Origin of the sequence: Micromonospora citrea, from assembly GCF_049629545.1 — a bacterium.
GTDB classification, from domain to species: domain Bacteria; phylum Actinomycetota; class Actinomycetes; order Mycobacteriales; family Micromonosporaceae; genus Micromonospora; species Micromonospora citrea_A.
In genome coordinates, this window is the sequence record NZ_JBNADX010000014.1 from 37,101 (window position 1) to 56,479 (window position 19,379).

17 protein-coding genes and 1 riboswitch are annotated in these 19,379 nt (G+C 71.8%); of the genes, 6 read left to right on the forward strand and 11 right to left on the reverse strand.

The features are described from left to right. Window positions 1-21: 21 nt before the first annotated feature. Together ACPFP2_RS16610 and ACPFP2_RS16615 are read right to left on the reverse strand one after the other, a co-directional pair. Window positions 22-828: an ABC transporter permease gene (locus ACPFP2_RS16610; RefSeq protein WP_424090072.1), complete on the reverse strand. Its 807-nt coding sequence runs from the start codon at window positions 826-828 to the stop codon at window positions 22-24. After that, window positions 825-1,775, reverse strand: a complete 951-nt coding sequence (locus ACPFP2_RS16615; RefSeq protein WP_424090073.1) for an ATP-binding cassette domain-containing protein — start codon at window positions 1,773-1,775, stop codon at window positions 825-827. The genes ACPFP2_RS16610 and ACPFP2_RS16615 overlap by 4 nt, the downstream gene beginning before the upstream one ends. A 72-nt stretch (window positions 1,776-1,847) precedes the next feature. On the opposite strand from ACPFP2_RS16615, the gene ACPFP2_RS16620 reads away from it, so the two are divergent. Together ACPFP2_RS16620 and def are read left to right on the forward strand one after the other, a co-directional pair. Next, complete coding sequence (locus ACPFP2_RS16620) at window positions 1,848-2,627, forward strand: TetR/AcrR family transcriptional regulator (RefSeq protein ID WP_424090074.1); 780 nt, start codon at window positions 1,848-1,850, stop codon at window positions 2,625-2,627. A 21-nt stretch (window positions 2,628-2,648) separates the two neighbouring features. Next, complete coding sequence (gene def, locus ACPFP2_RS16625; protein WP_424090075.1) at window positions 2,649-3,158, forward strand: peptide deformylase; 510 nt, start codon at window positions 2,649-2,651, stop codon at window positions 3,156-3,158. Between the two features lie 56 nt (window positions 3,159-3,214). Here the strand turns inward: def and ACPFP2_RS16630 are convergent, their stop codons facing one another. The 3 genes from ACPFP2_RS16630 to ACPFP2_RS16640 form a co-directional block, all read right to left on the reverse strand. Beyond that, window positions 3,215-4,789, reverse strand: a complete 1,575-nt coding sequence (locus ACPFP2_RS16630; RefSeq protein ID WP_424090076.1) for a VWA domain-containing protein — start codon at window positions 4,787-4,789, stop codon at window positions 3,215-3,217. A 141-nt stretch (window positions 4,790-4,930) separates the two neighbouring features. Then, a complete protein-coding gene (locus ACPFP2_RS16635; protein WP_424090077.1) occupies window positions 4,931-5,710 on the reverse strand; it encodes a GNAT family N-acetyltransferase in 780 nt (259 codons plus the stop codon). A 5-nt stretch (window positions 5,711-5,715) separates the two neighbouring features. Beyond that, window positions 5,716-6,072: a winged helix-turn-helix transcriptional regulator gene (locus ACPFP2_RS16640; protein ID WP_424090078.1), complete on the reverse strand. Its 357-nt coding sequence runs from the start codon at window positions 6,070-6,072 to the stop codon at window positions 5,716-5,718. 99 nt (window positions 6,073-6,171) lie between these two features. Between ACPFP2_RS16640 and ACPFP2_RS16645 the strand changes: the two genes are divergently transcribed. After that, complete coding sequence (locus ACPFP2_RS16645; protein WP_424090079.1) at window positions 6,172-6,786, forward strand: malonic semialdehyde reductase; 615 nt, start codon at window positions 6,172-6,174, stop codon at window positions 6,784-6,786. A gap of 50 nt (window positions 6,787-6,836) precedes the next feature. Here the strand turns inward: ACPFP2_RS16645 and ACPFP2_RS16650 are convergent, their stop codons facing one another. Next, on the reverse strand, window positions 6,837-7,610 hold the full coding sequence (locus ACPFP2_RS16650; RefSeq protein ID WP_424090181.1) for a sulfite exporter TauE/SafE family protein: 774 nt from the start codon (window positions 7,608-7,610) through the stop codon (window positions 6,837-6,839). Between the two features lie 204 nt (window positions 7,611-7,814). Here ACPFP2_RS16650 and ACPFP2_RS16655 point away from each other — a divergent pair, with 204 nt between their 5' ends. Both ACPFP2_RS16655 and ACPFP2_RS16660 read left to right on the forward strand, forming a co-directional pair. Beyond that, window positions 7,815-8,594: an endonuclease/exonuclease/phosphatase family protein gene (locus ACPFP2_RS16655; RefSeq protein ID WP_424090080.1), complete on the forward strand. Its 780-nt coding sequence runs from the start codon at window positions 7,815-7,817 to the stop codon at window positions 8,592-8,594. Between the two features lie 107 nt (window positions 8,595-8,701). Continuing rightward, window positions 8,702-10,303 (forward strand): NAD(P)-binding domain-containing protein, encoded by a 1,602-nt coding sequence (locus ACPFP2_RS16660; RefSeq protein ID WP_424090081.1) that lies wholly within the window; start codon window positions 8,702-8,704, stop codon window positions 10,301-10,303. 9 nt (window positions 10,304-10,312) lie between these two features. Here the strand turns inward: ACPFP2_RS16660 and ACPFP2_RS16665 are convergent, their stop codons facing one another. The 4 genes from ACPFP2_RS16665 to ACPFP2_RS16680 all read right to left on the reverse strand — a co-directional run bounded on the left by ACPFP2_RS16665 (window position 10,313) and on the right by ACPFP2_RS16680 (window position 14,398). Next, entirely contained in the window at window positions 10,313-10,912 is a 600-nt protein-coding gene (locus ACPFP2_RS16665) for a nitroreductase family protein (protein WP_424090182.1), read from the reverse strand. Between the two features lie 118 nt (window positions 10,913-11,030). Continuing rightward, window positions 11,031-12,125, reverse strand: a complete 1,095-nt coding sequence (locus ACPFP2_RS16670; RefSeq protein WP_424090082.1) for a carboxylate-amine ligase — start codon at window positions 12,123-12,125, stop codon at window positions 11,031-11,033. A gap of 122 nt (window positions 12,126-12,247) precedes the next feature. Further along, the gene (locus ACPFP2_RS16675) at window positions 12,248-13,417 is read right to left on the reverse strand and encodes a M20/M25/M40 family metallo-hydrolase (RefSeq protein WP_424090083.1); all 1,170 of its coding nucleotides are present in this window, start codon (window positions 13,415-13,417) and stop codon (window positions 12,248-12,250) included. Between the two features lie 120 nt (window positions 13,418-13,537). Next, on the reverse strand, window positions 13,538-14,398 hold the full coding sequence (locus ACPFP2_RS16680; RefSeq protein WP_424090084.1) for a bifunctional 5,10-methylenetetrahydrofolate dehydrogenase/5,10-methenyltetrahydrofolate cyclohydrolase: 861 nt from the start codon (window positions 14,396-14,398) through the stop codon (window positions 13,538-13,540). A 43-nt stretch (window positions 14,399-14,441) separates the two neighbouring features. Continuing rightward, a riboswitch (ZMP/ZTP riboswitch) is annotated at window positions 14,442-14,523 on the reverse strand. Window positions 14,524-14,664: 141 nt separating this feature from the next. Here ACPFP2_RS16680 and ACPFP2_RS16685 point away from each other — a divergent pair. Next, on the forward strand, window positions 14,665-17,691 hold the full coding sequence (locus tag ACPFP2_RS16685) for an NACHT domain-containing protein (RefSeq protein WP_424090085.1): 3,027 nt from the start codon (window positions 14,665-14,667) through the stop codon (window positions 17,689-17,691). A 64-nt stretch (window positions 17,692-17,755) separates the two neighbouring features. Here ACPFP2_RS16685 and ACPFP2_RS16690 read toward each other — a convergent pair whose 3' ends face one another. Next, window positions 17,756-18,769 (reverse strand): tyrosine-type recombinase/integrase, encoded by a 1,014-nt coding sequence (locus ACPFP2_RS16690; RefSeq protein WP_424090086.1) that lies wholly within the window; start codon window positions 18,767-18,769, stop codon window positions 17,756-17,758. Between the last annotated feature and the right edge of the window lie 610 nt (window positions 18,770-19,379).

Sequence of the window (19,379 nt, forward strand, 5' to 3'; positions counted from 1 at the left end):
GGGTACTCATGTCGGTCCTGCTCACCGGCTCAACCGGCGGTAGCGGCGCACGGACAGCGGCAGGAACACGGCGGTCAGCAGCAGCGGCCAGGCCACGGCGAGGGCGACGGCGTGCTGCGCGGTGAAGGAGTCGCCACCCCAGCCCGGGTTGCCGAACAGTTCCCGGCAGGCCGCGACGGTGGCCGACAGCGGATTCCACTGGGCGAGGGCGGCCAGCCAGCCGGGCATGGTGTCGGGGGCGGCGAAGGCGTTGGAGGTGAAGCCGACCGGCCAGACGACGATCTGCAGCGCCGCCACCGACTCGGGGCTGCGCAGCAGCAGGGCCAGGTGCACGCCGACCCAGATCAGCGCGAAGCGCAGCAGCAACAGCAGCCCGACGGCGGCCAGCGCCGCCAGCGGACCGTGGTGCCACCGCCAGCCGAGCGCGACGCCGCAGGCCAGCAGCACGGCCAGGGCGGCCGTGGCGTGCAGCAGGTCGGCCACGGCCCGGCCGGTGACCACCGCCGAGGAGGCCATCGGCAGTGACCGGAACCGGTCGGTGACGCCACGGGCGGTGTCGGTGGCCACGGCGGTGTAGGTGGTCTCGACGCCGAAGGCCATCGTCATGGCGTACATGCCGGGCAGCAGGAAGTCGCGGTAGTCACCGCCGCCGGGCACGCTCATCGCGCCGCCGAACAGGTAGCCGAACATCAGCACCAGCAGGACGGGGAAGAGCAGCCCGACGGCGAACGGGACGGGTTGGCGCGCCCAGTGGGCCAGGGCGCGGCCGGTGAGGGTGGCCGTGTCGGCGGCGACCCAGCGCAGCCGGTGCGCGGCGAGGACGCTCACGCGGGCACCTCCTGCCGAGGCTCGGCGGTCAGCCGCAGGAACACCTCGTCGAGGGTGGGGCGGCGCAACGCCACGTCGGCGGCGGTGAGCCCGGCGTGCTCGAGGGCGCGCAGCACGGCGCCGACGGCGGCGACCCGGTCGGTGACGTCGACGCTGATCCGCAGTCGGTCGGCCTCGACGCGCGGCGTGGTGCCGATCGCCGCGCCGATCGTCGCGGCGGCGGGGGCGAGCTGATCGCCGTGGTGCAGCCGCACCTCGACGCGGTCACCGCCGAGGGTGGCCTTGAGCTGCTCGGGGCTGCCGGCGGCGACGACGCGGCCGTGATCGACGATGCGCACGGTGTCGGCGAGTTGGTCGGCCTCCTGCAGGTACTGGGTGGTGAGCAGCACGGTGCTGCCGGCGGCGACCAGCGCGCGCACGGTGTCGGACAGCTCGCCGCGGGAGCGGGGGTCCAGCCCGGTGGTGGGCTCGTCGAGGAAGAGCACCGGCGGGTCGCCGATCAGCGCGGCGGCCAGGTCCAGGCGCCGGCGCATGCCGCCGGAGTACGTGCCGACGGGCCGGTGCGCGGCGTCGGTGAGCCGGAAGCGTTCCAGCAGTTCCTCGGCGCGGGCGCGGGCCCGGGCGGGGGACAGGTGGCGCAGCCGGCCGAAGAGCACCAGGTTCTGCCGGGCGCCGAGCACCTCGTCGACGGCGGTGCGCTGGCCGACCAGGCCGATGTGGGCGCGTACCCGCTCGGGGTGGCGGGCCACGTCGTGCCCGGCGACGCGGGCGGTGCCGGCGTCGGCGCGCAGCAGGGTGGTGAGGATGCGCACCAGGGTGGTCTTGCCGGCGCCGTTGGGGCCGAGCACCGCGCAGAGCGTGCCGGCGTGCACGCTCAGGTCGACGCCGGTCAGGGCGGCGGTGTCGCCGTAGCGCTTGCGTAGCCCGTGCACCTCGATGACCGGCATGGACGTCCCCTCTCCCCGGAACCGTGCGCCGTACCGTACACCATACGGTACGAGGGACGGTAGGGTGGCGGCATGAGCGTCGAGTACAGCGGCACCGGTGATCCTGCGCGCAGCCTCGCGCTGCTGTGGCGCACCCGGGAAAAGGCCAGCCGCAAGGGCGGCGACCTGAGCGTGGAGCGGATCGTGCGCGCCGCCGTCGAGGTCGCCGACACCGAAGGGCTGGCCGCGCTGTCGATGCGGCGCGTCGCCGAGCGCCTCGGGGTGGGCACCATGTCCCTCTACACCCACGTGCCCGGCAAGGGTGAACTGCTCGACGTCATGCTCGACACCGTCTACGGCGAGACCGCCCGCCCGCAGGACGTCGGCGGCTGGCGCGCCCGCCTGGAGCAGATCGCCCGGGAGAACTGGGCGCTGTACCTGCGCCACCCGTGGCTGTTGCAGGTCGCCACGACCCGCCCACCCCTGGGCCCCAACGTCACCGCCAAGTACGAGTACGAACTGCGCGCCGTGGAGGGCGTCGGCCTGACCGACCTGGAGATGGACGCCGTGATCACCCTCGTCGACGGCTACGTCCACGGGGCGGTACGCGGCGCGGTCGAGGCCGCCCAGGCCGCCCAGCGCACCGGCATGACCGACGAGCAGTGGTGGCGGGCGCACGCCCCCTACCTGGAGAAGGTGATGGACCCGCAGCGCTTCCCCACCGCCGCCCGGGTCGGCACCGCCGCCGGCCAGGAGTACCAGGGGCCCTCCGACCCGGCCCGGGCCTTCGAGTTCGGGCTGGCCCGCATCCTCGACGGCGTCGCCGTGCTGATCGGTGAACGCCGGGGCGGGGCGGGGCCCACCGGGGCGTAACGGGCAGATAGCCTTCTCGCCATGACCGTACGCCCGATCAGGATCATCGGTGACCCCGTCCTGCGCACCCCCTGCGCGCCGGTGACCAGCTTCGACGCCGAGTTGCAGCAACTGGTCGACGACCTGATGGACACCCTCACCGGCGCCCCCGGGCGCGCCGGGGTGGCCGCCCCGCAGATCGGGGTGAGCGCCCAGGTGTTCGTCTACGACGCCGACGGTCACCGCGGGCACATGGTCAACCCGAGCATCGAACTGTCGGACGAGTCGCAGGACGACGACGAGGGCTGCCTGTCCATCCCCGGGCTGTACTTCCCGACCCGGCGGGCGATGCACGCCACCGTGCGCGGCGTCGACCGGCACGGCGAGCCGCTGACCATCTCCGGCAGCGGGTTCCTGGCCCGGGCGTTGCAGCACGAGACCGACCACCTGGGCGGGCGCCTCTACGTCGACACGCTGCGCGGGGAGACCCGGCGGCGGGCGCTGCGGGAGATCCGCGCCGGCCGCTTCGACTCGCCCAGCCGCCGCCGCTGACCCACGACGCGCACCGGGTGGGGGCGCCCGGTCGGCCGCCCCCACCCGGTCATGGGTCACTTCGGCGGCGGAGCCACCAGGCAGGTCGCCGTGGAGGTGTTGCCGGAGTCGTCCACACCGGTGATGATCGCGTCGCCGCGCAGCGTCACCTTGTAGTCGATGTCGCCGGTGCCGTCCTTGACCTTGGACTGGGCGCCCGGCGCCTGCACCAGCTTGATCTTCGTCCCGGCGGGGAACGGACCGAAGCTCACGCTCGGGTCGGCCGCGTCACCGATGAAGACCTCGACGGCCGTGTCGACGATGTCGGTCGAGGTGAGCTGGTAGAAGCCGTCCGGGTTGTACGAGCCGGGGGTGTTGTCCCCGCTGGGGTTGTTCGTCGGCACGCACTGGGTCGTCGGCGCGGTGGTGTCCACCACCCGCATCGTCGCGGTGTCGCTGCCGACGTTGCCGGCGGCGTCGGTGGCGGTGCAGGTCACCGACGTGTCACCGAGGGCGAAGGTGCTGCCCGGCGGGGGCACGCAGGTCGGGGTGAGCGGGCCGTCGACGTTGTCGGTGGCGGTGGCCGGGTAGTCGATGACCGCGCCGGCGGGGCTGGTCGCCTCGACGGTCCGGTCGTCGACGACCACGACCGGCGGGGTCACGTCGTTGACCGTCACGCTGATCCGCTGGACGAACGCCGTCCCACCGGACAGGCCGTTGAGCAGGAAGTCCACCGTGCAGTGCAGGGTGGCGCCCTGCGGGGCGTCGGCGGCGACCGTGATGGTCTCGGCGAACGGCACGTCGGTACCGCTCTGCTGGGTACGTGAGGCCGCGTCGAAGGTGACGCTCAGCCCCGCGTCGCAGGAGGTCACCGTCGGGGTGACGGTGACGTCCAGGTCGCGCAGGCCACTGAGGATGGCCTCGGTGACGGTGTCGGGGGTGCTGCCGACGAGCTGGCCGCCGGTCGCGGCGACCACCGCGCCGGCCTGCCCGGTGGCGTCCAGCCCACCGCCGCCACCGCTGACGTTGACCGCGAGCACCCGGGCCTCGTCGGCCTGCAGGGCGGCGGTGGCCTGCGCCAGGGTGTGCCCGGCGCTGGGGTCGTGGCTGGGGGCGTCACCGACGAGCACCACGATCCGGCTGCTGCCGTCGCGGTAGGCGATCGCGCCGTCGGAGACCTGGAACAGCGCGTTCACCCACGCCTCGGGAACGTCCCCGCCGCCGCCCGGGGCCAGCCCGTTGACCGCGTTCTGCAGCGCGGTGGCGTCGTCGGTCAGGTTCTGCCGCACCCGGAACAGCTCGGCGCCGTCACCCTCGTCGCGGTAGGAGGCGACCGCGAACTGCGCGCTCGGCTGCGCCGTACGCACGTTGTCGATCACCTGCTGCAGGTTGGCCTGCACGTCGCTGATGACCCCGCCCATGCTGCCGGTCGTGTCGACCAGCAGCACCACGTCGGGCCGCGGCGGGATCGGCGGGGTGGAGACGACCTTCGCGACGTCGATGCTCGTGCCGGGATCGGTGGAGGTGTCCACCACCGCCGGGCTCACGCCCGGCGCCGCGTACGCCGGCGCGCCGGCCACGCCCACCAGGGCCGCCACGGTGGCGGCGAGGACCGCCCACCGCCTGCGCGCCCGTGCTGCTGTCACTGCCATGTGTGCTCCTTCAGCTCCGCCGCGTCACGACGCGGCCTCTGCCGGGAGACGCTAGGGGGCCGACGGGCGCCGGCCGGTCCGACACGAGTCCAGGTCAGGGTCGGGTAGTTGACCCTGCGTGGCGGCTGGACATGCTGGGTGTCACGACAGGTCGAGGCGGGTCAGCCGGTACTCGCCGAAGTCGGCGGCGTGGCTGAAACCCAGCCGCTCGTACAGCCGCACGGCACGCTGGTTGTCGGCCTGCACGTTGAGCACGATCTGCGCCACGTGCGGGCGCACCCGCGCGCACAGCGCGGCGACGGCCGCCGCGGCCAGCCCCTGACCCCGTACCCGTGGGTGGGTGGTGACGTTGCCCAGCGCCGCGACCCGGTAGGTGGGCGAGAACACGTGCACCCCGGCCACCGCGACCAGCGCGCCGTCACGGCGGATCCCCACGTACTGGCCGGTGTCGAGCATCCGCGCGTCGAACCAGTTGCCCGGATAGGCGTCGCTGTACAGGGCGCGCAACGCGGGCAGGTCGGCGCTGCCCAGCGGCTCGCCGGCGGGGGTGACGCGGGCCAGCCGCGCCGGGTCGGTCAACGCCATCCGGTGGTGCGCTGTGCCCGGCGGGATCCGGTACCAGCGGCGCAGCACCGGCGCCAGGCCGGGGGACAGGTGCGCGTACAGGCGGGCCGGCAGGACCGGCGCCAGGTCGACGAGCAGGGCCGCGAGCGCGTCGCGCCGCGCCGGCGGGGCCAGGGCGATCAGCACCGGCTCGTCCACCCCGTGGTAGAGCAGCGCGACCTGGTCGTCGCGGCGGAACCACGACGTGTACGGCCAGAAGAAGTCGTCGAGGTCGCCGAGCTGGTAGGCGTGCAGCACCGCATCGCGGCGCAGCAGCGCGGCCAGGGTGGAGCGGTCGTGTTCGGCGCGGACCGGCATCGGGCTCAGCGGCCCCCGGACGCCTCGGCGGGCAGGTACTCGTCGCCCCAGCGGGCCAGCGCCTGCAGGGCGGGCAGCAGGGCGGTGCCACGGTCGGTGAGCTGGTAGCTGACCCCCAGCGGCGGGCCGTCGCGCACGGTGCGGCGGACCAGGCCGACGCGGGCCAGCTCGCCGAGGCGGTCCGACAGCACCGATTCGCTGATCCCCGGCAGCGCGCGGGCCAGCTCGGCGAACCCGGCCGGCCCCTCGGTGAGGGTGCCCAGGATCATGCCGTTCCACCGCTTGCCGAGGAACGTGAACGCCCGGGTGAGGCCCCCGGGACAGGCGCGGGCGCCCCCGTCGGCCGGGGGAGTGAGCGTCATGGGCCCAGCATACGTGGCCCTCACCGCATCCGAGGTACTACTAAAAAACTAGCTGCTACCCTCGCGGAAGCACCCCCGCCCCGCGACAGAGGAACTCCGATGACCGACGTCCTGCCCGAACACCTCATCACCCTGCACCCCGACGCCCAGGCACAACTGTTCACCGAAGCCCGCACCGCCAACACCTTCACCGACACCCCCGTCACCGACGAACAGCTACGGGCCATCCACGACCTGGCCAAGTACCCGCCGACCGCGATGAACAGCCAGCCGCTGCGCATCCTCTACCTCCGCCCCGGCGCCGGCCGCGAACGACTGCTGCCCCACCTCGCCGACGGCAACCGCGCCAAGACCGCCACCGCCCCCCTCGTCGCCGTCCTCGCCGTCGACACCGACTTCCACGACCACCTGGAGCGGATCTTCCCCGTCCGCCCCGGCCTGCGCGAACACTTCGCCGCCGACCCCGCCGGCCGCGAGAGGACAGCCCGGTTCAACGCCACCCTGCAGATCGGCTACTTCCTGCTCGGCGTCCGCGCCGCCGGACTCGCCGCCGGCCCGATGGCCGGCTTCGACACCGCCGGCGTCGACGCCGAGTTCTTCGCCGGCACCGGCTGGAAGTCCCTACTGCTGGTCAACATCGGCCACCCCGGCCCCGACGCCTGGTTGCACCGCCTGCCGCGCCTCGACCACGACGACGTCGTCCGCCACGCCTGACACCCACCCCGGCCCGCCGGCCGCGGCTCACCTGCGGCCGGCCACCCGGCTCAACCCGCCCGCCACTGGTCCCAACCCAACTTCGCCACCAGCGCCAACACCACCACCAGCAGCACCACCCGCACGAACCCGGCACCCCGACGCAACGCCATCCGTGCACCCAGCATCGCCCCGGCCACGTTGCACACCGCCATCGCCGCGCCCAACAGCCACCACACGTGCCCCGTCGCCGCGAACACCACCAACGCCCCCAGGTTCGTACCCGCGTTGACCACCTTCGCCATCGCCGAACCCTGCACGAAGTCCGCACCCACCAACGCGGTGAACGCCACCACCAGGAACGTCCCCGTACCCGGCCCGATCAACCCGTCGTACAACGCGATGCCCACCCCGGCCACCGCCACCGCCGCGGCCACCCGCACCCGCGTACGCCGCGCCGGCTGCGCCACCACCCCCAACCGCGGACGCAACACCACGAACAACGCCACCGACACCAGCACCACCAGCACCACCGGCCGGTACGCCTGCGCCGGCACCGCACCGGCCAGCGCCGCCCCCACCCCGGCACAACACACCGCCAACGCCGCCGACGGCCCCGCCACCGCCCAGTCCAGCTTCGTGCGCCGCGCGTACGTCACCGCCGCCGTCGACGTGCCCGCGATCGCCGCCAGCTTGTTCGTGCCCAACGCCGTCGCCACCGGCACCCCCGGCGCCGCCACCAGCAACGCCGGCAACAACAACAACCCGCCGCCACCGACCACCGCATCGACCCAACCGGCCATCGCGGCCGCGGCGAGCAGGGTGGTCAGTGACAGCGGGTCCAGGTCCACGGGCGGCCATTCTGCCCACCCACCCCGACCAGCCGCGTCACCCTGTGGTCGACCTCACCGCAGCAGCCCAGGGACCTCACCGACCCCGCCGCCGACGCACCCACAACCCCACCGCCGCCACCGCGACGAACACCACCATCGAACACAGCAACACCTTGACCACCCGGCAACCATGCCACGCCGACGTAGGGTGCAAGGGTGCGCCTGGCGACCTTCAACCTGCTGCACGGCCGCTCCCTGCACGACGGCCTCGTCGACCCCGACCGGCTCACCACCGCCGTCAAGGCCCTCGACGCCGACATCCTCGCCCTGCAGGAGGTCGACCGCGACCAGTCCCGCAGCGGCAACCTCGACCTCACCGCCATCGCCGCCCGCGCCCTCGGCGCCCCCGAACACCGCTTCGCCGCCGCCGTCGTCGGCACCCCCGGCGAAACCTTCCGCCCCCTGCGCCACGACGACGACGGCCACGGCGAACCCTGCTACGGCGTCGGCCTGATCAGCCGCCACCCCGTCCGCACCTGGCAGGTCACCCGCCTCAAGCCCGCACCCGTACGATCCCCGATCTACATCCCCGGCCCCGGCGGCGGACTCGTCCTGCTGCGCGACGAACCCCGCGTCGTACTCGCCGCCGTTCTGGACACCCCCCACGGCCCCCTCACCGTCGCCGCCACCCACCTGTCCTTCGTCCCCGGCTGGAACGCACACCAACTACGCCGGGTCGTCCGCGCCCTGCGCGCCCTGCCCGCACCCCGCATCCTGCTCGGCGACCTGAACCTGCCCGCCGGCCCCGCCCGCCTGCTCACCGGCTGGCAACCCCTCGGCCGCCACCCCACCTACCCGGCCGCCAACCCCCGCGTGCAACTCGACCACGTCCTCGCCGACCGGCACGGCCTCGACCGACTGCCCCCGGTCACCGCCGTGCACACCCCCCGCTCGGCCATCTCCGACCACCGGCCCCTCGTCGTCGACCTCGGCTGACCGACCGGACGAGAGCGACCCCGTCCGTTCGCGGCGACAAGCCGGATCATCACCGCGAACCCACCCGACCCACCCATCACCCACCGTTGACACACCACCACCGATCGGTGAAGGTCACTGTCGTGGTCACCATCCCCGCGCAGACGACACCGGCCGACAGCACCCCCGACCGGACCGAGACACACCAGTACGTCATCATCGGCGCCGGCCCCGCCGGCCTACAGCTCAGCTACTACCTGCAACAGGCCGGCTGCGACTACGTCACCCTGGAACGCGCCGCCGCGCCCGCCGAGTTCTTCCGCCACTTCCCCCGCCACCGGCGGCTGATCTCCCTCAACAAGGTCCACGCCGTCAGCACCGACCCGGAGATCCGGCTGCGCTGGGACTGGAACAGCCTGCTGCACGAACCCGCCGACATGCTCTTCCCCAAGTACAGCAGCGAGTACTTCCCGCACGCCGACGACATGGTCCGCTACCTCACCGACTTCCAGCGCTACCACCAACTGGCCGTGCGCCACGACACCGACGTGCAGCGCATCGAACGCCTCGACGACGGCCACTTCGTCGTCCACACCACCCAGGGCCCGCTGCGCGGCCGGTGCGTCATCGTCGCCACCGGATGGGGCCGGCCCCACATCCCCGACGTGCCCGGCATCGAACACGCCGTCGGCTACGAGGCCATGGACACCGACCCCGCCGCCTACGCCGGACAGCGCGTACTGATCCTCGGCAAGGGCAACTCCGCGTTCGAGACCGCCTCGTCGATGCTCGGCCACGCCGCCATGATCCACCTGGCCAGCCCCCGACCGCTGCGCCTGGCCTGGAACACCAAACACCCCGGCGACGTACGCGGACACCACGGCGCCGTCCTGGACAGCTACCAGTTCAAGACCCTGCACTCCGTCCTGGACTGCGTCATCGACGACATCCGCCCCCTCGGCAACCGCTACGAGGTCCACCTCACCTACACCCACGCCGACGGCGAAACCGCCGTCATGGAGTACGACACCGTCCTGCGCTGCACCGGCTTCGCCATGGACACCACCATGTTCGACCCCACCTGCGCCCCCCGGATGACCCCCAACGGCCGGATGCCCGCCACCGGCCCCGACTGGCAGTCGACCAACGTCGACGGGCTCTACTTCGCCGGCACCATCGCCCAGGACCGCGACTTCAAACGCGCCTCATCCGCCTTCGTCGACGGATTCCGGTACAACCTGCGCACCCTCACCGCGCTGCTGCGCGAACGCTACGACGACACCCCGCTCCCGCGCACCGACCTCCCCGCCGACCCCGACACCCTCACCACCCTGGTGCTCGACCGGGTCAACTGGAGCTCGGCACTGTGGACCCAGTTCGAATTCCTCTGCGACGCCCTCGTCCCGCACGACGGCCGGCTGCACCACTACACCGACCTGCCCGAGGACTACGCCCGCAGCCGATTCCGCGACAACCCCCACTACTACACCGTCAGCCTCCGCTGGGGACGCGACGACTACGGCGACGTCTTCGCCATCGCACGGCACCCACAACCCGACCGCGCCAACGAGAGCGCCTTCATCCACCCCGTCGTACGCCGCTGGCACGGCGACACCCTCGTCGACGAACTGCACCTGCTCGAAGACCTGATGGCCGAATGGCGACGCCCCGACCGGCACGTCACACCCCTGCGAACCTGGTTCGCCCACGAACTGGGCGCCGACCGGTGACACCCACCCTCACCGGCGCACCAACACCTCCGACAACGGCTTACGCTGAAGATCCGGCACCCACGCGTCCGGCGCGGGGAAACCCACCGGCATCACCACGTACGGACGCTCCTCCGCCGGCCGCTCACACACCTCGTTGAGAAACCGCATCGGGCTGGGCGTGTGCGTCAACGTCGCCAGGCCCGCCTGATGCAACGCCGCGATCAACAACCCCACCGCGATCCCCACCGACTCCTTCACGTAGTACGGCTTCGGCGTACGCGGACCCTGATGCACCTCGAACACGACGACGACCACCGGCGCCACCTCCAGGAACGGCTTACGCCAGTCCGTACGCATCGGCGCCACCGCCTCCAACCACTGCGCAGACGCCCGCCGCGCATAGAACTCCCGCTCCTCGGCCTCCGCCAACTCCCGCAACCGACGCTTGCGCTCGGCGTCGGTCACCACCACGAACCGCCACGGCTGCAGATTCGCCCCACTCGGCGCCGAACCCGCCGCCCGCACCGCCTCCTCGATGACCTCCATCGGCACCGGGTCGGAAGAAAAATGGCGGATCGACCGCCTCGTCGCCATCCGGTCGGCGAACTCCCGCGCCGCCCCGACCATCTGCGCCGCCGTCAACTCCGACGCCGAATCCCGCACCACCAGGCCCATGACGACTCCTCCCGTCCGACCCATCATCACCCGACCGGACAGGACACCCCTTACGCGAAAAAGCCCTGCTTCACACCGATACCCGACTCACCGACCCGGCCGTACCCGCCACCAGGAAATCCACCGCGTCGGTCAACCGCCCCCGCCGCCGCACCGCGTCACGCTGCCGCGCCGCACCACTGCCCGCCGCCAGCAACTCCCCGAGACACCGCTCGACCAGCGCCGCGTCCCCCAGATCCGCCAACACCGGCCCCACCGACGCCACCAGCTCCGCCACCATCTCCCGCGCCGGGCGCAACCCCCCACTGCCCACATCCAGCAGATCACCCTCCAGACCGTCGCGCGCCGCCCGCCAGTACGCCGCCCGCAACAGCTCACCCGGAATCTCCGGACCCGGATCCCCGCGATCCACCGCCTCCGACGCCACCACCGCCAACGCCCGGACCAACACGGCCACCAACGCCGACTCCTGCGCCGTCACCGGCACGTCCGACACCCGCACCTCGAGAGTCGGATGCGCCACCGACGGACGAATGTCCCAGAACAACGTCCCCGCATCCACCGTGGCACCCGCCGCCGTCAACACCCGCACCACCTGCTCGTAGTGCGCCAACGACGTGAACCGCGGCGGCGGACCCGCCACCGGCCACCGCCCCCACACCACGGTCCGCCAACTGGCGTACCCCGAATCCCGGCCCTCCCAGAACGGCGAATTCGCCGTCATCGCGATCAACAGCGGAAGACACGCCCGCAAATGGTTGCCCACCAACAGCGCCCGCTCCCGGTCCGGGATCTCCACATGCACGTGCAACGCGCAGATGGCCAACTCGTCGTGCAGACCACGGAAGGTCTGCGTACCCCTGTCCTGACGCGGCCCCCGCGTCACCGGGGGAGCAGCGGCACCCGGCATCACCGACGTGCCGGTCGCCGCGACCCGCACCCCCTGCTGCCGCGCACACTCGTCGATCACCTCACGAGCCCACGTGAGCTGGCCGAGCAACTCCTCACCCGAGCCCACCGGCGTCGTCCGCGTCTCCACGTGCAACGAGGTGATCTCACCCCCGACCCGCGCGCCGAGCCGCCGCGACGCCCCCTCGACCACCACCGCCGCCGCCGGCGTCACACACCTGCTGTCCGGGTCGACGACGAGGAATTCCTCCTCCACCCCGAAACGAGGACCACCCTGCCCGCCCACCATGCCGCGACCCGCCCCTCCTGTAGGCCGGGCCGACCCACAGCGGCCCGCAGACAGGGTATCGGCGAGGGTGACGCCAGGAACACCCTCCGTCAGGTCGGCCCGCGACCCGCCTCCACCATCGCGGTGTCCACCTGCGGCCCCGCACCGGCGAGCACACCAGCGACCAACGCCGCCAACAACGCCACCCGCTCCGGCATCCGCGACACGTCCACGTACTCACCACGGGCGTGCGGCAGGCCACCCACACCACCGAGCCCGTCCAACGTCGGCACACCCAGCGCACCCGTGAAGTTCGCATCCGACGCCCCGGGCGCATGCACCCCCCGCACCGGCGGCAACCCCAACTCCACACACGAGCGCTGCGCCAACCGCAACAACGGCGCCGCCACCTCCACCGGCATCGGGTACCGGTTGATCCCCCCACTGACCCGCAACCGCGCCTGCGCCAGCCGCGGCCGCAACGCCCGCAACCGCGCGTCCACCCGATGCAACTCCTCCCGGGTCCACGCCCGCACGTCAACCGCCAGCACCGCCGACTCCGGCACCACATTCGTCATCGTCCCCGCCGACAGCACCGTCGGCGTCACAGTCGTCCCACCCGAAGCCAACCGCCGCACCGACAACACCTGGTACGCCAACTCCACCCCGGCGTTCACCCCTCGGTGCGGCTCCACACCCGCATGCGCCGCCCGGCCCCGCACCTCCACCCGGTACACCGAGCCACCCTTGCGCGCCACCTTCAACTCCCCGGCCTCGGTCGCCGGCTCACCCACCAACACCACACCCGAACGCCGCGCCTGCTCCTCGATCAACGCCCGCGACCCCGGAGAACCACTCTCCTCGTCACCGGTGAGCAGCAACCCCACCTCACCGGTGTCCGCCAACAACTCCAGCGCGGCGAACATCTGCACGATGCCCGACTTCATGTCACACACACCCGGCCCCGTGGCCAGGTCACCGTCCACCGAGAACGGCCACTCCCGAATCGTGCCCGCCGGCCACACCGTGTCGAAGTGCCCCAGCAACAACACCCGCTGCCGCCGAGCCGGCCACAGCAGATGCGGCACCCCGTCCACCACGATCCGCCGAGCCGGCCGGCCCAACACCGCACTGCCCCAGGCGTCCAGCAGATCCGCACACGCCGTCAACGCCGCCACGTCCCCGGGCGGCGACTCACACCCGACCAACTCGCCCAGACGGCCGGTCAGCAACGACGCCCTCGCCCGCGCTGCACGCAGAAACGCACCCGTGTCCACCATGAGCCGATGGTGCGCACCACCACCCGCCCCACCGCCACCTCATCCGTGCCCCCTGCGCCCACCACCGCCGCGACCCGCACCGACACCGGCCAACGGCACACGCCGGAAGAAAGACCCGAATCAGGACCGACCCTGCGCCGCCCGCAACGCGTTACGGAACAACATCGCCACCGTCGTCGGACCCACCCCACCGACCCTCGGCGTGATCGCCCCCGCCACCTGCGCACACGACTCGTCCACGTCCGGCAGCAACCGCCGCCCCTCGTACCGCACCCCACCACCGACGACCACCGCGCCCGGACGCACATGCTCCGGCCGCACGATCCCCGGCACCCCGGCAGCCGCCACCAGGATCTCCGCCCGCCGCGTGTACCGCGGCCAGTCCGCCACCCCCGTGTGCACCACCGTCACCGCCGCGTTCGCCGTCGGCCGCTTCTGCGCCAACAGCATCGCCAACGGCCGCCCCAACGTCGCCCCCCGACCCAGGACCACCACCTCACGACCCGCCACCGGCACCCCGTGGTACGCCAGCAACGCCTCGATCCCCGCCGGCGTACACGGCAGCGGACCCGGCAGCCCCAACGCCAACCGGCCCATGTTCACCGGGTGCATCCCGTCCACGTCCTTGTCCGGATCCAGCACCTGCAACGCCCGGTCGTAGTCCAGATGCCCCGGAATCGGATGCTGCACCAGCACCCCGTGCACCCCCGCGTCGACGTTGAAGTCCTCCAACACCGCGTGCAGGTCCGTCTGCGACGCCGACGCCGGCAGATGCACGTGCGGTGACGCGAAACCCAACTCCGCCGCCTGCCGCTGCTTGATCCGGATGTACCCCGCGCTCGCGTCGTCGTCACCGACCAGCACCGTCGCCAGCGACGGCGTCACCCCGGCCGCACGCAGCGCCGCCACACCCTCGGCCACCTCGGACAGGATGCGCTCCGCCACCGGCTTACCCGGCAACAGCCGGGCCGTGGCGGTCATGGAAGACGTGGAAGAAGAGGAAACGGACATGGCTCACCTCGCCCGCGGAGGCCCAGGCGGTCGACCCCCGCGACGAGCTCCCCGATGGTTCACCCATCCCCGTGCCGCCAGTCGCGTACCAGCCGCAAGCCTGCCACACCGGCCGCCCGCATCGCATCCACCACCACCCGCCCGACGCCTCTGCCCGTCCGGCTGATGACACTGCGCACAGAACCTCTCGACACTGAGTGAATGCGCACCTGTGGACCGGGCGTCGGAGACGGCAAGTGAGCGGAGCCGCGGAGCAGTACGACGACCTTCTCTCCGGCTACCTCGACGGTGACCGCGTCACCCTCTACGAGAACCTCGCCGCCTTGGACTTCGCGCTGCGGTTCGTCATGCTCTGCGCCGCCGCCACCCTGCACGACCGCGACCCGCACCAGGTCAACGTCGGACGAGCCCCCGGATTCGGGGGATACCTCGCCTACCTCAAGACGGCACACTCCCTGCTCGGCAGCACGCCCGGCACGCAGCACCCCACCCTGGTGGAACTGCTCCGCCAGACCCTGACAACCGTCCGCGCCTACCGCAGCGGCAGCCCCGAATTCGCGACTCTCGAACAACTGCGCAACCACGCCAGCCACGGCGGCCCCATCCCCACCGGCCAGACCCGCGACGAACTCACCAAGCAGGTCGAAGAGGTGCTCGACGCAGTCAACACCGCCGTCCGCACCTTCCTCGCCGATGCCGCGGTCGACGTGCTCGGCGAGCCGACCGAGCGCGCGTTCCGACCCGTCACCCTACGGTGGCCGAACCGACACCTGGCGCTCTGGCCGTTCATCTGCGTCGACGACTTCGGCCGCTGGTGCCTCTACGCGCAGTACACCTCCCACCACCCCGTCTACATCAGGCCCGGACGCAGCGACGTACGGGTACCCGGACGCGACGAGGACCTCGTCACCGCCCTGAACGACGCGCGGACCGCGAAGCCCGAAGACACCGTCTTCGCCGCCTTCGTCGAGAGCCTGCGCAACGACCTGGCCGGCTTCCGGGACCCCGACTACGAACTGCACCACTACGAGAGCGGCGGCGTGGTCAGCTTCTTCTGGATGAAGAGGCGCGAGTCCGGCGTCGAGGAACGCGTCGACAGCTTCCGCATCGGCCCGGGCGAGGAACGCCAGTGGCTGGCGGACGGCAACGTCTGGCTGCGGTACTCCTCCTTCCTCCGCCACATCACGAACTGGCGCATGGTGGCCAAACGCATCCGCCAGTACCTCCAAGGCCTCGAGCAGCAGATGCTCAACGAGGAACAGGCACTGCTCGGCTGGTCCCGCCCCACCACCACCCAGATCGAACCGACGGTCCAGATGACCGACCTCGGCGGATCGCCACGCCTCGGCACCGCCATCCCCTTCCGGGAACTCATCCACGACATCGACCGCCGACTCGAGATACGGGGACCGCAGACCCAGGTGTACTTCGTCGCCGGCGAGGCCGGCATCGGAAAGACACGGGCCCTGCTGCGCACCACCCTGGAACGCGCGCGGCTGGTGGAAGACAGCGCCGACGACCCCGCGGCGACGGAGCAGACGCCGCTGTTCCTCTACGTCCGGTCAACCGGACTCGACGACCTCCAGAAAGCCATCGGCTCCGCCGTCGTCGACGTACCCAACGTCAACGACGAGGCGGTACGGACACTCTGCCGCAACGGACTGATGGCCGTGTTCATCGACGGCTTCGACGAGCTGCGAGGCGGCATCGGCTACGGCGACGCACTCAGCTCCCTACGCGCCTGGATCGCCGACCTCGGCGGCCGCGGCGTCCTGCTGGTCTCCGCCAGATCCTCCTACTACCTGAGTCAGTACCGCATCGACCTGCAGAACAACACCCAGAACCTCGACCTCGCCGTCGCGCACCGCGTCGCCCTGGTCCAACGATGGACCGACGAACAACTACAGGACTTCCTGGCCCGCCACGACGTCGCCCCGCAGGTGCTCGACGACATACCCCCGGACGACCGCGACCTGCTACGCCTACCCTTCTTCGCCAAGGTGTACGTGGAGGCGTACCGGCCCAGGCTTCGGCTGGACACCGTAGGCGGCAAGGCCATCGCCGACGAACTGCCCGACCTGGTCCTCGACCAGTACATCAGCCGCGAATCCCTCAAACTCTCGGCCGGCGAGGACCAGGACCGCCTCATGTCGGTCGACGAACTCCGCTCCCTGTTCCAGACCCTCGCCGAACTCATGGCCACCGAACACGAGCGGCTGGTGACCATCACGGAACTGGAACTGGCCGCCACGGTCGCCATCGGCGACGAAGACCTCGAGCAGCGCCGCGGGCTGCGCCGGCGCCTCACCGCACTGTGTGGCATGGCAGTCACCTCGACCGGCAACGAGCGACGCTTCGCCTTCTCCCACGAGCTGTTCTACGACTACTTCCTCGCCGACGCCATGCTCTGCTCCCTGTACGACGGCAACATCCGTCAGGTCGTCGGCGCACTCGGCGCCGCACAGTGGAGAACGGCAACGATCAAGCGCATCGTACGCCGCGCCCCCGACGCCGCCCTGGACACGCTGCGCGCCGCCAACGGACAGGCCGCCCTGCTCAACGAAGACCGCGGCACCGCCTTCCGCGCCAACATCGGCGCGCTTTGGACGGCACTGATCACCCAGACCGGCCGACTGCACAACGAGACCGTCCAGGACGCCACCTTCGACACCCTCGACCTCACCGCAGTCCACTGCAGGTTCGTCCGCTTCAAGGACTGCCAGTTCCAGAAGCTGTCCCTGCCGCCTCCCGGCACCTGGGACATCAGCCTGGAGGACTGCGAGGTGGACATGCTCGACATCCGCACCCGCAACGCCGACCTGAACGGCCTCAAGGGCGCCGCGTCGTCATCCGTCGCCCAGATCGTCACCGCCGGCGGACTGAGCGACACCCCACGGGAGGTGGCCCTCACGCTACGGACGCTCGGCGTGGACCTGCCGGCACAACCGGAAAGCGAAGACCCGAGCCCACTGGCCGAGGCAGTGCGCTACTACCTCGGCAGAATCGTCGACCGAGGCGACACGATCATCGTCGACCGTGACCACGGCGTGGTCAACGAACACGCCTCATGGACGAAGAAGTACGGCTACTGGCCGGAGTTCGTCAAGCTCCTGGAACGGTCCGGAGTCGCCGTCCTGACCCAGATCCAGGCAGGCGGCCAACGCAAGTACCGCCTACGTTTCCAGACCCTGCCGATCGCCCTGCTGCACCGTGACCCCGAGCTGGCCCCGGTCAGCCGATTCTGGGAACTGGTCGAAGCGTGACAGCACACCGGCGTGCCCCGACCCACACCTGTCCGGCGGCGCGCGTGCCGTTCTCCCATGGGATTCACGTCCCACCGCCCCCGTCACCCGGCCCCAGCAACCCCGACAACACCCGGTGCGTCCGGTTCGACCGCACCGCCGCCCGCTGCTGACCCGCCGTCACCTCGATGTACGTCTGCGACGACGCCAACGACGCATGCCCCAGCAACCGCATGATCTCCGCCGCGCTCGCCCCGTCCTCCGCCAACCGCGTCGCGAACGTGTGCCGCAACGCGTGCAACCGCGCACCCCGAGGCACCCGGTCACCGATGCCCGCCCGCCGGTAACAGGAGTCCACCAGGTACTGCAACCCACCCCGGCGCAGCGGCTCACCACGCCGGTCCACCAACAGCGGCGAATCCGGCCGTACGCTGCGCGCCCCGAACCGCCGCGCCCGGCTGTCCAGATAGGCCACCAACACCCGGTCCAGCTCCGGCTCGATCGGCACCACCCGTGGTCGGCCCCCCTTGCCCGCCACGTCCACCCGGCGCTCGCCGGCCCGGCCGCCCACCGACGACACCCGCAACGCCAGCAGCTCCGACAGGCGCAGCCCCGCGCAGAGCGCCAACGCCACCACCGCCACGTCCCGCTCCGGCCACGGATCACGCTGCCGGGCGTCCTCGCGCGCCACCGACGCCAGCAGTTCCTCCGGGGTGTCGTCACCGCGCAACGGCTTCGGCTGGGGGAGTGGGGCACGCGGGCGGCCCACCGCCGGCATCGGATTGCCGGCCGCCACACCCTCGGCCACCAGGAAGGTGAAGAACGCGTTCCAGCTCGACCATGCCCGGTGCACCGACGCCACGGCCCGGGGAGCGGCGAACCGGGCGAACGCCGCGCGCATGACCCGGGGGGAGAGGCTGGAGATCATGAGCTGGTCGAGGGGGAGGGGAGGGGTGCTGTCCTCGCCTACCAGCGCGGCGACGGTGCGCAGGTCCCGCCGGTACGCCTCCAGGGTGTGTGGGGAGGGCTTGCGGGTGGCCCGCGCGGTCAGGAACTCCTCGATGAGGCGCGCTACCGATTCGTCCTGTTTGTCATGCATAAGGGATATTATGCATGACATTCGCTTTTCCGTCGATCGGGGTCCTCGGGGTAAGGGGAGAGGGCCGCGCGACGGTCGGCCAGTTGCGGCGGTAGGCGCGACCAGGACCCTGACGTCGGTCAGGAGTTGAGGAACCGCGTCGGCGGGGACGTCGGCTCGTCGCGGGCGTCCCGATCGCCGTCGGACGCGGGCGAAGGCCACTACCGGATCGTGGCGCCGGGGCATCGGTCTCGCCCTGGTCGTCTCCGGGCCGGAACGCCCGCCGGCGGCCGTGACTCCGACGCGGTCCGGCAGGCCGTCCGCCGCCGTGCACCTGCACGCCGATCGCCCGAGCCCCTCGGCGTGGATCGGGAGTGGAGACGCGGCGAGGGGCGGGCACCAGCGCGACCCCGACCCGAACTCCGGTCCTGCGCGCAGTCAGGCGTGTCCGCTCGCCGCGGGGCCGGCCCGCCACTTCCGGGGAGAGGCCCTCAACAGCTTACTTGACATAATGTGCATTATCGAACCACGGCGGGTTCGGCGGGAAGGGGGCGCTCCGAGTGTGGACGCCCTACCGGAACTCCATGCCACGGGCTACGGGTGTCGTCACGTCAGTGACCTGCCGCCCGGC